The organism is uncultured Sanguibacteroides sp. (assembly GCF_900543425.1).
In the GTDB taxonomy this organism is placed as follows: domain Bacteria; phylum Bacteroidota; class Bacteroidia; order Bacteroidales; family Marinifilaceae; genus Gabonibacter.
In genome coordinates this window covers 13,204-26,595 of sequence record NZ_UQRQ01000003.1, presented here as the reverse complement: position 1 = coordinate 26,595, position 13,392 = coordinate 13,204, and the positions used below count along the sequence as shown (strand labels likewise).

Below are 13,392 nucleotides of genomic sequence, written 5' to 3'. Positions count from 1 at the left end.
GAGCTTAGGATTTCAGCTTCACTAACTATTTGGTAAAACCGGACTCGAAGATATCGAAAATTATTTTAAAAGTTCATCGATTTTTTCAATATAATCGAGACTATCGTCCACGAAAAATTTCAATTCGGGAATAATCCGGATCTGTTTACCGATTTTTTTCCCAAGAATAAAACGGATGTTCTTGTTTTTTTCCGTTAAGCTGGTCAGAACTTTTTCCGTTAGTTCGGATGGGAATATACTCAGATATACTCTCGCGTAAGATAAATCCGGGCTGACCCTCACGGCTGTAACGGATAAAATAGCCCCTACGGTATACTCTTTACACTCCTTCTGAAACATTTCGCTTAAGTCTTTTTGAATTAAGCGTCCCACCTTATTTTGTCTGATTGAGTCCATTGCAAGAAAAATTGATGATTCGGTAAAAATTTCTACAAAGATAGCGATTTTAATTTAGACTTTTATTATCTTTGCCCTCGCAAAACGAAAACGGGATGTAGCGCAGTTGGTAGCGCGCCACGTTCGGGACGTGGAGGCCGCTGGTTCGAGTCCAGTCATCCCGACCAACAAAAGAAAAACACTCTAATTATCAGAGTGTTTTTTCTTTTGTTAGCACTTTAGCCCCGTCCCTGAGTGCTCTCGAATCTCTTAATTTTAAATTGTAGATTTTAAATTGATTTCTGATCAATCTACAATTAATAGCACTTTAGCCCCGTCCCTAAGTGCTACTTTTATCAGCGTTTTATACTTTCGTTTGTAAATTACAGAATAGTCGCGAATAAATTTGAGATTTGTAACTAATATTCTATTGACAATCTGTCTGAAAAGTATATTAATATTGAAAATATATTGTAGATTTGCGCAAACAATCAATCTTAAAAGGTCTTACATAGAAATGAGAAAATGGAGTATTGACGATTCGGCCGAACTGTACAATGTCAACGGTTGGGGGCTGAACTATTTTTCAATCAACGAGAAAGGACATGTTACGGTGACACCTAAGACGGGTGGCCCGAGTATTGACTTGAAAGAACTGATGGAAGAACTTCAGGTACGTGATGTGTCGGCTCCAGTATTATTAAGATTTCCGGATATTTTGGATAACCGGATCGAGAAAATCTCGAATTGTTTCGAGGCTGCGGCGAAAGAGTACGGTTATACGGGAAAGAACTTTATTATTTATCCGATAAAAGTGAACCAGATGCGTCCGGTGGTAGAGGAGATCGTGAGTCACGGGACCAAGTATAATATCGGATTGGAGGCGGGCTCGAAACCGGAATTGCATGCGGTATTGTCTATTGATATCGACGATGATGCCATGATCATTTGCAATGGTTATAAGGATGAGAATTACATTGAACTGGCTCTTTTGGCCCAGAAAATGGGGCGGAATATATTTCTGGTGGTTGAAAAGTTAAACGAGCTTAGAAATATTGCCACCATAGCCAAACGTTTGAAAATACGTCCCAATATCGGGATCCGGATCAAATTGGCGAGTTCCGGGAGTGGAAAATGGGAAGAGTCCGGGGGGGATGTCAGTAAGTTCGGCGTAAATTCGAGTGAATTGCTCGAAGCTTTGGATATTTTGGAAAAGAATAAGTTGATGGATAGTCTTAAACTGATTCATTTTCATATCGGTAGTCAGGTAACCAATATCCGTCGGATAAAGACGGCTTTAAAGGAGGCTTCTCAATTTTACGTACAATTGCAAGCCATGGGATACGATATCGATTTTGTGGATATCGGCGGAGGTTTGGGAGTGGACTATGACGGAACCCGTTCGGCTACGAGTGGAAACAGCATGAACTATTCGATTCAAGAGTATGTGAACGATGCGGTTTCGGCAATCGTCGATGCCTGTGAGAAAAACGAACTGAAGCAACCCAATGTCATCACGGAGTCCGGTCGTTCTTTGACGGCTCATCATTCGGTTTTGGTCTTTGAAGCATTGGCCAGCACCAGTCTGCCTGAATTTGACGAGAATGAGGAGATAACGGAGGATGCTCATGAATTGGTAAAAGAGCTTTACGATTTATGGGAAAACCTGAACCAACCCCGTTTGATCGAAACCTGGCATGATGCCATGCAGATCCGGGAGGATGCCTTGGGGCTTTTTAACTTGGGATTAATAGATTTACGGACGAGGGCACAGGTGGAACGTCTTTTTTGGTCGGTAGCCCGCGATGTATATGACATGGCTGTCAATACGAAGCATGCTCCGGATGAACTGAAGAAGATCTCCAAGCTTTTACCGGATAAATATTTTTGTAACTTCTCCTTGTTTCAGTCCTTACCGGACTCTTGGGCCATCGATCAGATATTTCCGATTATTCCGATTACCCGTTTAAACGAGCAACCGACCAAGTCGGCCACGATACAGGATATTACTTGCGATTCGGACGGGAAAATCGATAATTTTATCTCTACCCGTAATTTCTCCTATCATTTGCCTGTGCATGAGTTGAACGGGAAAGAGCCTTACTATCTGGGAGTATTCCTCGTGGGGGCTTACCAGGAAATATTGGGCGATTTGCATAATCTTTTTGGGGATACCAATGCCGTGCATATTAAGGTAAAGGGGGATGAGTATGTGATCGATAAGATCATTGAGGGAGAAACGGTAGCCGACGTGCTTGAATATGTACAATTTATGCCGAAGCGAATGGCCCGGACGGTGGAGGTTTGGGTAACCAGTTCCGTGAAAAAAGGGATTATCTCGGCGGAAGAGGGACGGGAATTTTTATCTAATTACCGTTCAGGTTTGTATGGATATACTTATTTGGAATAGATACGGACGATAAAAAAGGTCCGTGCTGTCACAGCAGGGACCTTGCAGTATCAATAACAAATTTATGAAAAAAAACGTCCAAGTTCAGTTTGGAATCCACTGCAAGTGTAGTGGATTCTGTTTTTATAAATAAGACAACTCTATTACATTTCGGTTAATGAGTAGTTGTTTCTTGTATTTTTACGGATATACGGCCTAAATGTTTTCGTAATTATCTGAAATTAAAGCTAAGTTGTGTAGGCTGATGAGGAGATGAACCGTCGAAAGGGTTGGAAACGGATAAACCCAGTAGGCGAATGCGGTAATTCTCCAATTTTAATTCGTGCAATAAGTTTTTCGCTAAGGGGAGAATCTCTTGTAAGGTGGTCAATTCGTTGCTTAAACTGATACTGCGGGTTTTCTGTGTAAAATCGTGGAATTTCACTTTTAAGGTTAGCGTATGCCCTTTGAACTTGTTTTTTTCCAACCGGCGTATAAGCTCTTTTGTGATGTGATAAAGTTCGATGATAAGAGCGGTATGGGTTGTCAGGTCTTTATCGTAAGTTTGTTCACATCCTACCGATTTGCGGATTCTGAGCGGTTCCACGGGACGGGGGTCGATGCCGTGGGCGAAATCGTGGTAGAGCGTTCCCGCTTTTCCGAAATTACGTGTTAGAAATTCCGGGGAGCAATGTTGCAAATCCTGTCCCGTGTGTACTCCCAGCTCATGCATTTTTCGGGCTGTGACTCTCCCGATTCCCCAAAAAGCTTCAATGGGAAGCTTTGCGATAAACGAGAGAGCTTTGTCCGGGTGAATCGTGTATAGACCGTCCGGCTTCCGGTAGTCGGAAGCAATTTTTGCTAAAAATTTGTTGTAAGAGACTCCGGCCGAAGCGATGAGTCCCAATTTTTCTTTGATCTCTTTTTTAATCGCTTTGGCGACATCGACGGCCCAAGGAATTCCTTTCTTGTTTTCGGTCACATCCAGAAAAGCTTCGTCGATGGAGAGCGGTTCGATCAGGTCCGTGTATTCCCTGAATATTTGATGGATCTCCCGGGAAACAGCCTTATATACCTCCATGCGGGAGGAAATAAAGATCAGGTCCGGGCAAAGTTTCAGGGCCTTCATGGAAGACATGGCCGAATGAATGCCGTATCGGCGGGCTTCGTAGCTGGCGGCAGCGATAACTCCCCGGGCTTCCGGACGGCCGACTACAACGGGTTTTCCCCGGTATTCCGGATGGTCTCGTTGTTCGATGGATGCATAAAAGGCATCCATGTCGATATGGATGATTTTTCGGTTATACATGTTGGTCATTACGAAGGTAACCGATTAAACGTTATTCCGGAAAGAGAGACGAAGATTTCGTTTTTATTCGATTATTTTTTATAATAATAGCATAAAAGTAATATGGAAAAGAGGAAGATCGGCCCGTAAGTTGGAGTGAGGTTATGCTTTTTTACGGTTTTGCTTATTTTTCATAAACGATCGATTACCGTGATCCGCCTTAGCAAGAAAAATACCTGATAAAATAAAAACTGCCCCAAATTTATTTTTGGGACAGTTCTATACGATAAAAACCGGAGTTACTTATTGAACGAAAAGTTTGTTCCAATTTTTGTATTCTCTTGCTTTCCAGGCGTTACTGTGGTATATGTAGCTGGCGATCAACGGAATCACCGTCGTGCCTTCCGCATATACCATTTGTTCGTAGGTCACATCCACCTTACCCCAGGAACAAGCCTCTTTTAAGGTAGATGAAGAACAAGCTCCATCCCGGACGTCAGCCACGGTGATTTGGATGGCGTATTTATGCATGGGTACTTCATAACCTAAAATTTCGGCACATACAACCGTATCTTGCGCGAAGTTTTTCGGAGTTCCCCCGCCTACCATAAACAAACCGGTGGTACCTGCCTCGATCTTAATTTTCGTCAGCTCGATAAAATCTTTCACGGAGTCGATGGAAACATGTTTATCCGGATGTTCCCATTGATGCTTCCCGATACCGAATCCGGCGCTACAATCGGAGAAAGCCGGGCAAAAGATGGGCACTCCGCATTCGTAACAGGTTTGAATTAAACTGTCTTTCTTCACGGCATGTCCCTCGTGTAACCATTTTCCGATTTCCCAGATAAACTCGCGGGAAGAGTAAGGACGGGGCTCCAAGTTGTTGGCAATCTCGTAAGTCGTGTGATCGCAAGCCTGAAGCTCTTCTTCGTCGATAAACGTGTCGTAAATACGATCGATGTAAAGTTCGCGTAATTGCATGTCCGGCACATCCTGGCTGCCTTTGTAGTGTTTAAAGCCAAGAGCTTCGAAAAGGTCCATATCGATAATGGAGGCCCCGGTAGAAACCACGACGTCGACCATTTTGTTACGAACCATGTCCACGTATACCTGCATACATCCGGCGGCACTGGTGCTACCGGCAATGGTAAGAATATTAGTACACTCTTTCTCTTTCACCATCTTCATCAAGATATCGGCAGCCCGGGCGGTATCGCGAGAGGTGAATGACATATCGCGCATCGCGTCGATTAATTGCGTTGAGTCATACGACTTGATGTCGATGTGTTTGATGGTGTCTTTTAATAAATCTTTCTTTTCCATTTTTGTTAATCTTAAAAATATAAAGGTGCAATTATGAGGACCTTATAGACTCAATATTTTTAATTAGGAGATTCGGTGATTAGATGATTGGGTGATTTTTTTAATCGTTAAATCACGGAATCACTTAATCATAAAATCTTTTATTGGTTATTGTATTTCATGCTCAGTATCTGATAAATCAGCTTGCTGGCCAAAAAATCAGGGGCTTTATTCGATTTGTTCGGGCATAACTCTACGACATCCATACCGATGATATTGTGTCTCTCGTTAATCAGTTTTAAGAAATTCAGTACTTCCCGGTAATAAAGTCCGTCTGGTTCCGGAGTTCCGGTAGACGGCATAATGGCCGGGTCGAACACGTCGAGATCGATGGTGATATATACGTTGTCGTGTAATTTTTGAGAAACCATATACATCCAGTTACTGCCTTCTTTTGCATCATGCAGATCATGGGCATAGAAAATGCGGTCCGGCATAATGTTTTCTTTCTCTTCGATGGCAGAACTTCTGATTCCTACCTGTGCAATGGTAGCGACTTCTTTTGCCCGAGCCATAACACAGGCGTGGTTGTGGGTGGAACCTTCATATTCGCTACGCATGTCCGAATGGGCATCGAGTTGCAGAACCGAAAATTTGTCAAAATGTTTGGCAAAAGCCCGGAAAGCCCCGATACTTACGGAGTGTTCTCCTCCTAAGAGGACAGGAAATTTTTTGTCGTTTAGTATCGCATCGATCCGGCGTTCAACCTCCTGAGACATCGCTTCAGGGGAAGAAGCCTCTGTTACCGGCTCTACGGTTGCAATGCCTTTTGTATATACTTCGGAATCTGTTTCGATATCATAAAGCTCCATATTGGCAGAAGCTTCCAAAAGTGCGTCCGGCCCCTTGTCGGCCCCTTTTATCCAGGTACTTGTCCCGTCATAGGGCACCGGTAATACTACGATCTCGGCTTTATCATAAGCTGCATACTCTTCTTCCAGTCCGCCATAATTTAAATTTTCCATATCTTCTTGTGTTTATAGTGTTTATAAACTTTTCCTTCTATAAATAAGGATTGCAAAGCTAAACTATTTAATTGAGAATTGAAAGATGAAGATTGAAAATTACTTGTTTCTGTTCTATCTTTTTGCAGGTAGAACAGGAACATAGCTAAAGAAACCGATTTTTAATTCAATACAAACTTTTTACGAGAGATGGAACGAGTGGGCAATTTGTTTTACAGACTCTAAAGTCTCTTCTTTGTCTATATGTAACACCTCCCGGTTTTTCATGATCCATTTTCCGTTTACCATGGAATAACGGATGTTTTTGCTGTTCATGGCGTAAACGATGGCTGAGTATTCGTCATAAACGGGAGTCATATTGCTGGCATCGGCGTGCACGAGTATCAGGTCGGCTCTTTTCCCTACTTCCAGAGAACCGGTGATCTCATTTAATCCTAATGCTTTCGCTCCGTTGATGGTTGCCATTCGTAAAGCCGTACGAGCTTGGACTGCCTCCGGGTTGTAGTGGACGACTTTAGGCAATAGAGCGGCGAAGCGCATCTCTTCCACCATGTCCAAAGTATTGTTACTGGCGGTTCCGTCAGTTCCTATGCCGACGGTGATTCCCGCCTTCTGGTAAGTATCCGTATCGGCGATGCCGCTGGCTAATTTCAGGTTACTTTTGGGACAATGTCCGATGGAAGTTTGAGTGGCCGCAAACAATTCTACTTCTTTGGGAGTCAACCATACGCCGTGAGCCGCAATGACATTTTTGTCCAATAATCCGATGGAATGAAGATATTCTCCCGGGGTTTTTCCGGTTTGGGTTTTAATATCTTCCACCTCTTTTCGTGTTTCGGAAACATGAATCTGCAAGAGCGTATTGTATTTGTCTGCCAATTGTTTGGTACTTTTCAACGTTTTTTCGGAGCAGGTATAAGGAGAGTGAGCACAAACGGAAGGATGAATCAGGTCGTCGTTTTGCCACTTTTGTATCAATCGCTCGCAAAGAGAGAGTCCCTCTTCTGCGGTTTTAAAACTGGCTGTCGGAAAATCGATAAGTGATTCTCCCACGACACCACGAATCCCCGCTTTTTGGGCCTCTTCTGCAATAATATCTTCGAAAAAGTACATGTCGTTAAAGCAGGTCGTTCCCGATTTGATCATTTCGATAAAGGCCAATCGACTGGCAATCCGGACATTTTCGGGAGTAACGAGGCGAGCCTCTGCCGGAAAAATATGTTCCGTCAACCACTCGTGTAAAGGAAGATCGTCCGCAAATCCGCGCAGAAGAGTCATAGGAACATGAGTATGGGTATTAACGAAACCGGGCATAACAATCATTCCTGCCGCATCTAAATATTCAGTTTCGGGTTGTTCGATTTTTCCGGAACGGATCTCTTTGATTCTATCGTTTTCGATCAGTATGGAACCATTTTTAATCACCTCCATCTTCTTGTTCATGGTGATGATACAAGCGTTAAATATAATCGTATTTGTCATGACCTATTTTTACGGACAAAAATAGTGATTATTCTTACGATGTTTTGCTACCGGACGCAAAAGATATTCGATTTCGGGAAAAATAAAAGAAATGGATCTCTTGTGAAGACAGGTAGTTGTAAATTCGAATCTGTTTTTATGAACAAGATGTTTGATATTCTTGTATAACGAGGAAAAGAGATATACTTCATTCGAAAGAGTATCGGTTTTCCATTTTGTTCGTTTCCTCTCTTAAAACATGTATTTTTTATTCGTCAATAGCTCATTTTTTTACGGACAGGATGACGATATGGAAAAAGGGGAAGAAATTTTGACTCGAATAGAGCGAATGGTGGAAATGTCTCCCCTAATTGCACGAATAGACAAAGAGAAGGCTATTGTTCGATTACAGGTTAGATTGGACCGGATGGTTCGGCAGAGAAAAGTCCTCCGGCGATGCTTGTTCGTTGTAACGTCCGTAGCTTCGGTTGTGATTTTCTCTTCGAGCAAGGCCAGAGTCGGTTAATCCAGTTTCAGTACGGCAAGGAATGCTTTTTGCGGGACTTCTACGTTTCCGATCTGCTTCATCCGTTTCTTTCCTTTTTTCTGTTTTTCCAATAATTTGCGTTTCCGGGAGATGTCTCCCCCGTAACATTTGGCCGTCACGTCTTTCCGGACGGCTTTTATGGTCTCTCTGGAGATGATTTTGGCCCCGATGGCGGCCTGAATGGCAATATCGAATTGTTGCCGGGGAATCAGTTCTTTCAGTTTCTCACAAATCCGTTTCCCGAACGAGTAAGCGTTGTCGAAATGAATGAGTGCGGAAAGGGCATCCACAGACTCCCCATTCAACAGAATGTCCAGTTTGACAAGGTTAGCCTGCCGGTAGCCGATCTGAAAATAGTCGAAAGAGGCATATCCCTTGGTAATGCTCTTCAGTTTGTCGTAGAAATCGAACACGATCTCGGCAAGCGGCATTTCGTAGTTTAATTCGATACGGTTACCTGTCAGGTAGTGTTGTTTGATTAAGGTTCCCCGTTTTCCGAGACAAAGGGTCATGATCGGACCGATGTATTCGGTCGGGGTAATGATTTGTGCTTTTATATAGGGTTCTTCGATGTAATCCAGTGTGGTCGGGGAGGGCATATCGGAGGGATTATGCATCTCGTATACTTCTCCTTTGGTGGTATGAGCGATGTACATCACGTTAGGAACCGTCGTGATCACGTTCATGTCGAATTCGCGATCCAGCCGTTCCTGAATGATCTCCATATGAAGCATTCCCAAGAAACCGCAACGAAAACCGAAGCCTAAGGCCGCGGAAGATTCCGGTTCAAAAGTCAGGGAGGCATCGTTGAGTTGCAATTTCTCTATGGAGGTCCGTAAGTCTTCATAATCTTCGGAATCGATGGGGTATATACCCGCGAAGACCATGGGCTTAACCTCTTCAAACCCTTCGATCGCCTTGTCGCAGGGGCGGTTGACATGGGTAATCGTATCACCGACTTTTACCTCCGAGGAAGTTTTGATTCCGGAAATAATATAACCTACATCCCCCGTCGGTAATTCGGCCCGGGGTTCCTGGTTCAGGCGTAAAACACCGATCTCGTCTGCCGTGTATTCTTTTCCCGTGTTTACGAATTTTACCTTATCACCGCTTTTTAAGGAGCCGTTCATGATACGACAATAGGTGATGATCCCGCGGAAGGAGTTAAACTCGGAATCGAAGATCAAGGCTTGTAACGGGGCTTCAGGATCTCCCGTGGGGGCCGGAATTCTTTCCACAACGGCTTCCAGAATCCGGTCGACGCCCATTCCGGTTTTACCGCTGGCTTCCAGAATATCTTCCCTTTTACAACCTAAAAGTTCTTCGATCTGGTCTTTTACCTCTTCGGGCATGGCATTAGGCATATCCATCTTATTCAATACCGGAATGACTTCCAGGTTATTGTCTATTGCCAAGTAAAGATTGGATATTGTCTGGGCTTGAATACCCTGTGTGGCATCCACGATCAGTAATGCCCCTTCGCAAGCGGCAATGGAACGGGATACTTCATAAGAGAAGTCCACGTGTCCCGGGGTATCGATGAGGTTTAGGACGTATTTCTTGCCTTTGTAATTATAATCCATTTGAATGGCATGGCTTTTAATCGTTATCCCTCTCTCTCTCTCCAGTTCCATGTCATCGAGAACCTGAGCTTGCAGATCTTTGCCTGTTACTGTTCCCGTGTATTCCAGTAGTCTGTCAGCCAATGTGCTCTTCCCGTGGTCAATATGTGCGATAATACAGAAATTCCTAATGTGCTCCATGTATGAAATTTGCAATTAATGATTTGGAGTGCAAAGATAGTGATTTTCCGTGAATATGAAATGTCGGATTTTGAAAATGAAGCGGGTTAACCGACGGAATTATATAAAATATTTTTTAGTTTGCTGTGATTTTTGTTTCTTGTTTGCGTCTTATAAGAAAAAAATCAATGGATCAGGAGATAGAAAAAGAGTTTATCGGTTTTATTCAGGATCACCAACGGATCATTTATAAGGTTTGCTATATGTATTCCCGGGACGCAGAGCATTTAAACGATTTGTATCAGGAGACGGTGATTAACCTCTGGCAGGGATTTCCTGAATTCCGGAAAGAGGCAAAGCCTTCTACTTGGGTGTACCGGATTGCATTGAATACCTCTATCTCCTATTTCCGGCGTTTTTTAAAGAAGTCGAAAACGGTACCTATCATGACCGTGTCGGATCTGCCGGTTGATGAGCGAAATATCGGCAAGGAGATAGAAGAGCTGCACGTTTTAATCAATCGGTTGGGGCAATTGGAAAAAGCATTGATTTTACTTTACCTGGAAGAAAAACCGTATCAGGAGATAGCGGTGATTACCGGGTTGTCGGTAAGCAATGTGGCCACCAAACTCAGTAGAATCAAAGAGAAATTGAAAAAGATGTCTAATGACTAATTTGAAATGTTATGGAACTGGATCGAATAAAAGATAATTGGAATGCTTGGGGGGAGTCTCTTAAAAGAAAGGAACTTCTGAATGAACGGATGATTAGAAAGATCATCGAAAAAAAACGGGATAATGCTATTAGCAGACTGATCAATTATATCATACGGGTGATCGTATTTTTTGTAATATCGATGCTGTCCTGTATTCTTATTTGGAGTACTCCTATCCTGAGAAATAGGATAGAACAATGGTTTTTGTGGGAGTGTGGTGTTATTTTACTGGTAGGAATTATTTTGTTGATTAGAGAATTGCAATTCCTGTATAAAATAGATGTTGTAAAAAAGGATATGAAAGAGTTGGCTTTGTTGATGAATAATTATAAAAGAAAAAAACAGAAAGGATGGATATATACTCCTTTTATCGGTTTCGCTTATGCATATTCCTTTATTGCTTCGCTTAAATTATTTAATGATGTTGCTTATAGCTTAATTGTTATTACTGTTGTAGTGGGGATGTTGTTTACTCTCTTCATAACTTGGGTCCTATACCGACGGGTTCTTTTAAAGAATATCGAGGAGATAGAAGAGAGTGTGACGGAGTGGGAAGAGATAGAACAAGGGTAGTAGCGTTTACATACTAAGAAATGACCGAAGCGGTAATCTGTCGTGCCGGTCATTTATTTTGTTGTATGTGTCAAATAATTTTTTAAGTTTGTGCGCCTAAAAAAAGCGTCAGGCCGGAAATTTTTATTAGTTGAAAACATGGAGACAAAATTTTATAAAGAGAAGATCATCGACCTTATGACTTTGCTGTTCGGTCCTTTTTCAGGCGGCTTGTTGATGAGCGTGAACTATTTTCACATGGGGCGTAAAAAGGCGGCCTGGCTTACCTTGACGATGTCTTTATTCTTGACGCTTTTGGTCGTACTTATCTTGTGTTACCTGCCGGATGAACAGGCTGATCGGGTCCCTCGTTTTCTGATACCGGGATTGAGTGTAATTATTATCGGTTTTATCGTTTATAAGACACAAAAAGATCGCTTGAATGAACACGCCCGAAACGGAGGTACTTTCTATTCCGTTTGGCGGGCTTTGGGAGTTAGCCTGTTGGGGCTTTTGGTTTTACTTCTGTTCCTGTTCGCCTCTCTGTTTCTTACGGATATGGGAAACGTATGGCCGGAAGAGTTAGATCGTTATGAAGAAAAAGCGTTGAAGGTTTACGAAATGATTGAACGGGACGAAGATCCGGAAGTTGTTCGTGCATATGTGGATACGGTCTCTTTCGTTTGTTGGAAAAAATATCAGGATGCATTGCAGACGATAGAGCGTTCCCGGAATTTAGAAAAGGAGAGTCGTTTAGAACTTTCTTTCCTGAAAAAATACGTGGAGTTACGGCTTCAAGAGTGTTCCCGGATGTTGATCTGGTTGGAAAATCCCCTGTATTGGGATGAGGAGTTGAATCGTATTCAGGAGGAGATAGATAAGGTATTGGCGGAGTACCGGCAGAAGATGTTGGGGAAGTAGTAGCCGTTGTTTTATTTTATGGAGACCTCTTATTTCTAAAATAAAAGCCCTACTTTTGCAGGGAATTGTAACCTAACAAAAGTTGAAAATTATGGTAAAATCAATGACCGGCTTCGGAAAAGCAACTGTCGAAAGTGGTGATAAGAAGATTGTGATTGAAGTAAAAAGCCTGAACTCAAAACAATTGGATATTAATTTGAAGACGCCGAATCTATATAAGGAGAAAGATATAGAGATTCGGAATATGATAAAAAATGACCTGGAACGGGGTAAAGTGGATATGTTTATCTATTTTGACGGTACTGATGCGGACAAAGAAGTAGCTGTAAATAGATCGGTCGTTTCCCAATATTATCAACAAATGCTTGATGTCGCTTCTTCTCTGGGAGTAGAACCGGATAAGGGGGAGTTGTTACAAACGATCATGCGTTTCCCGGATACCCTTCAGGTAAAATCCGAAGAGCTGGATGAAGAGGAGTGGAATCATTTGAAAGCCGGAATCGTGAAAGCCTTGGAAGAGGTTAATAAGTTTAGAGTGCAGGAGGGAGCCGTATTGATAAAAGATATATTGAATCGCATAGAGCTGATTAAAGATTTATCGGCAGAGGTTCCTCGGTTTGAAGCCCAGCGTGTTGTAGCAATAAAACAGCGTTTGCAGGAAAAGATGAAGGAATGGGGTGAAATCAAGAATATAGATGAAAACCGTTTGGAGCAGGAGATTATCTATTATCTGGAGAAACTGGATATCACGGAAGAAAAAGTACGTTTGGCCAATCATTGTAAATACTTTATAGAAACGGCCGAGAAAGAAGAAGCTCCGGGACGTAAATTGGGTTTTATCGCCCAGGAGATAGGCCGCGAAATCAATACGATGGGATCGAAAGCAAACGATCACGATATACAGAAATTAGTGGTGCGAATGAAAGATGAACTGGAAAAAATTAAGGAACAAAGCCTTAACGTTTTATAGGTCGGAGATGAACCGAAATAGTATGAAATAATTGACGATCAAAGAACGCTGTGACTAAGATTCTGTGATTAAGTAGATTCGGCGATTGGGGATAAAAACAGA

12 protein-coding genes and 1 tRNA gene are annotated in these 13,392 nt (G+C 42.5%); 7 read left to right on the top strand and 6 right to left on the bottom strand.

Going from position 1 to position 13,392, the window contains the following annotated elements; all coding sequences use genetic code 11:
- Positions 1-60 precede the first annotated feature (60 nt).
- Complete coding sequence (gene rbfA, locus QZR76_RS02125; RefSeq protein ID WP_294139945.1) at positions 61-396, bottom strand: 30S ribosome-binding factor RbfA; 336 nt, start codon at positions 394-396, stop codon at positions 61-63.
- A gap of 91 nt (positions 397-487) precedes the next feature.
- Here rbfA and QZR76_RS02120 point away from each other — a divergent pair.
- Positions 488-563 (top strand) — tRNA-Pro (locus QZR76_RS02120).
- A gap of 329 nt (positions 564-892) precedes the next feature.
- Positions 893-2,785 (top strand): biosynthetic arginine decarboxylase, encoded by a 1,893-nt coding sequence (gene speA, locus QZR76_RS02115; RefSeq protein WP_294139944.1) that lies wholly within the window; start codon positions 893-895, stop codon positions 2,783-2,785.
- A 211-nt stretch (positions 2,786-2,996) separates the two neighbouring features.
- Here the strand turns inward: speA and dinB are convergent, their stop codons facing one another.
- From dinB to QZR76_RS02095, 4 genes are all read right to left on the bottom strand, one after another.
- Entirely contained in the window at positions 2,997-4,073 is a 1,077-nt protein-coding gene (dinB, locus tag QZR76_RS02110; protein WP_294140208.1) for a DNA polymerase IV, read from the bottom strand.
- 282 nt (positions 4,074-4,355) lie between these two features.
- Positions 4,356-5,378: a deoxyhypusine synthase gene (locus QZR76_RS02105; protein ID WP_294139943.1), complete on the bottom strand. Its 1,023-nt coding sequence runs from the start codon at positions 5,376-5,378 to the stop codon at positions 4,356-4,358.
- A 140-nt stretch (positions 5,379-5,518) separates the two neighbouring features.
- Positions 5,519-6,382 (bottom strand): agmatinase, encoded by an 864-nt coding sequence (speB, locus tag QZR76_RS02100; RefSeq protein WP_294139942.1) that lies wholly within the window; start codon positions 6,380-6,382, stop codon positions 5,519-5,521.
- 180 nt (positions 6,383-6,562) lie between these two features.
- Positions 6,563-7,864 carry an amidohydrolase gene (locus tag QZR76_RS02095; RefSeq protein WP_294139941.1) on the bottom strand — a complete coding sequence of 434 codons (1,302 nt, stop codon included), beginning with the start codon at positions 7,862-7,864 and terminating at the stop codon, positions 6,563-6,565.
- Positions 7,865-8,102: 238 nt separating this feature from the next.
- Between QZR76_RS02095 and QZR76_RS02090 the strand changes: the two genes are divergently transcribed.
- Complete coding sequence (locus tag QZR76_RS02090) at positions 8,103-8,369, top strand: hypothetical protein (protein ID WP_294139940.1); 267 nt, start codon at positions 8,103-8,105, stop codon at positions 8,367-8,369.
- Here the strand turns inward: QZR76_RS02090 and lepA are convergent.
- Positions 8,366-10,153 carry a translation elongation factor 4 gene (gene lepA, locus QZR76_RS02085; RefSeq protein WP_294139939.1) on the bottom strand — a complete coding sequence of 596 codons (1,788 nt, stop codon included), beginning with the start codon at positions 10,151-10,153 and terminating at the stop codon, positions 8,366-8,368. The genes QZR76_RS02090 and lepA overlap by 4 nt on opposite strands.
- A gap of 167 nt (positions 10,154-10,320) precedes the next feature.
- On the opposite strand from lepA, the gene QZR76_RS02080 reads away from it, so the two are divergent.
- The 4 genes from QZR76_RS02080 (at position 10,321) to QZR76_RS02065 (ending at position 13,290) form a co-directional block, all read left to right on the top strand.
- Positions 10,321-10,806 carry a sigma-70 family RNA polymerase sigma factor gene (locus QZR76_RS02080; protein WP_294139938.1) on the top strand — a complete coding sequence of 162 codons (486 nt, stop codon included), beginning with the start codon at positions 10,321-10,323 and terminating at the stop codon, positions 10,804-10,806.
- 11 nt (positions 10,807-10,817) lie between these two features.
- Positions 10,818-11,420, top strand: a complete 603-nt coding sequence (locus QZR76_RS02075) for a hypothetical protein (RefSeq protein WP_294139937.1) — start codon at positions 10,818-10,820, stop codon at positions 11,418-11,420.
- Positions 11,421-11,558: 138 nt separating this feature from the next.
- Positions 11,559-12,320 (top strand): hypothetical protein, encoded by a 762-nt coding sequence (locus tag QZR76_RS02070; RefSeq protein WP_294139936.1) that lies wholly within the window; start codon positions 11,559-11,561, stop codon positions 12,318-12,320.
- A gap of 91 nt (positions 12,321-12,411) precedes the next feature.
- Positions 12,412-13,290: a YicC/YloC family endoribonuclease gene (locus QZR76_RS02065; RefSeq protein WP_294139935.1), complete on the top strand. Its 879-nt coding sequence runs from the start codon at positions 12,412-12,414 to the stop codon at positions 13,288-13,290.
- Positions 13,291-13,392: the final 102 nt, after the last annotated feature.

What these genes read in the sequence shown, in the direction of transcription:
- rbfA (WP_294139945.1), bottom strand. Translation starts at nt 396, where the DNA reads ATGGACTCAATCAGACAAAATAAGGTGGGACGCTTAATTCAAAAAGAC.
- speA (WP_294139944.1), top strand. Translation starts at nt 893, where the DNA reads ATGAGAAAATGGAGTATTGACGATTCGGCCGAACTGTACAATGTCAAC.
- dinB (WP_294140208.1), bottom strand. Translation starts at nt 4,073, where the DNA reads ATGTATAACCGAAAAATCATCCATATCGACATGGATGCCTTTTATGCA.
- QZR76_RS02105 (WP_294139943.1), bottom strand. Translation starts at nt 5,378, where the DNA reads ATGGAAAAGAAAGATTTATTAAAAGACACCATCAAACACATCGACATC.
- speB (WP_294139942.1), bottom strand. Translation starts at nt 6,382, where the DNA reads ATGGAAAATTTAAATTATGGCGGACTGGAAGAAGAGTATGCAGCTTAT.
- QZR76_RS02095 (WP_294139941.1), bottom strand. Translation starts at nt 7,864, where the DNA reads ATGACAAATACGATTATATTTAACGCTTGTATCATCACCATGAACAAG.
- QZR76_RS02090 (WP_294139940.1), top strand. Translation starts at nt 8,103, where the DNA reads ATGTATTTTTTATTCGTCAATAGCTCATTTTTTTACGGACAGGATGAC.
- lepA (WP_294139939.1), bottom strand. Translation starts at nt 10,153, where the DNA reads ATGGAGCACATTAGGAATTTCTGTATTATCGCACATATTGACCACGGG.
- QZR76_RS02080 (WP_294139938.1), top strand. Translation starts at nt 10,321, where the DNA reads ATGGATCAGGAGATAGAAAAAGAGTTTATCGGTTTTATTCAGGATCAC.
- QZR76_RS02075 (WP_294139937.1), top strand. Translation starts at nt 10,818, where the DNA reads ATGGAACTGGATCGAATAAAAGATAATTGGAATGCTTGGGGGGAGTCT.
- QZR76_RS02070 (WP_294139936.1), top strand. Translation starts at nt 11,559, where the DNA reads ATGGAGACAAAATTTTATAAAGAGAAGATCATCGACCTTATGACTTTG.
- QZR76_RS02065 (WP_294139935.1), top strand. Translation starts at nt 12,412, where the DNA reads ATGGTAAAATCAATGACCGGCTTCGGAAAAGCAACTGTCGAAAGTGGT.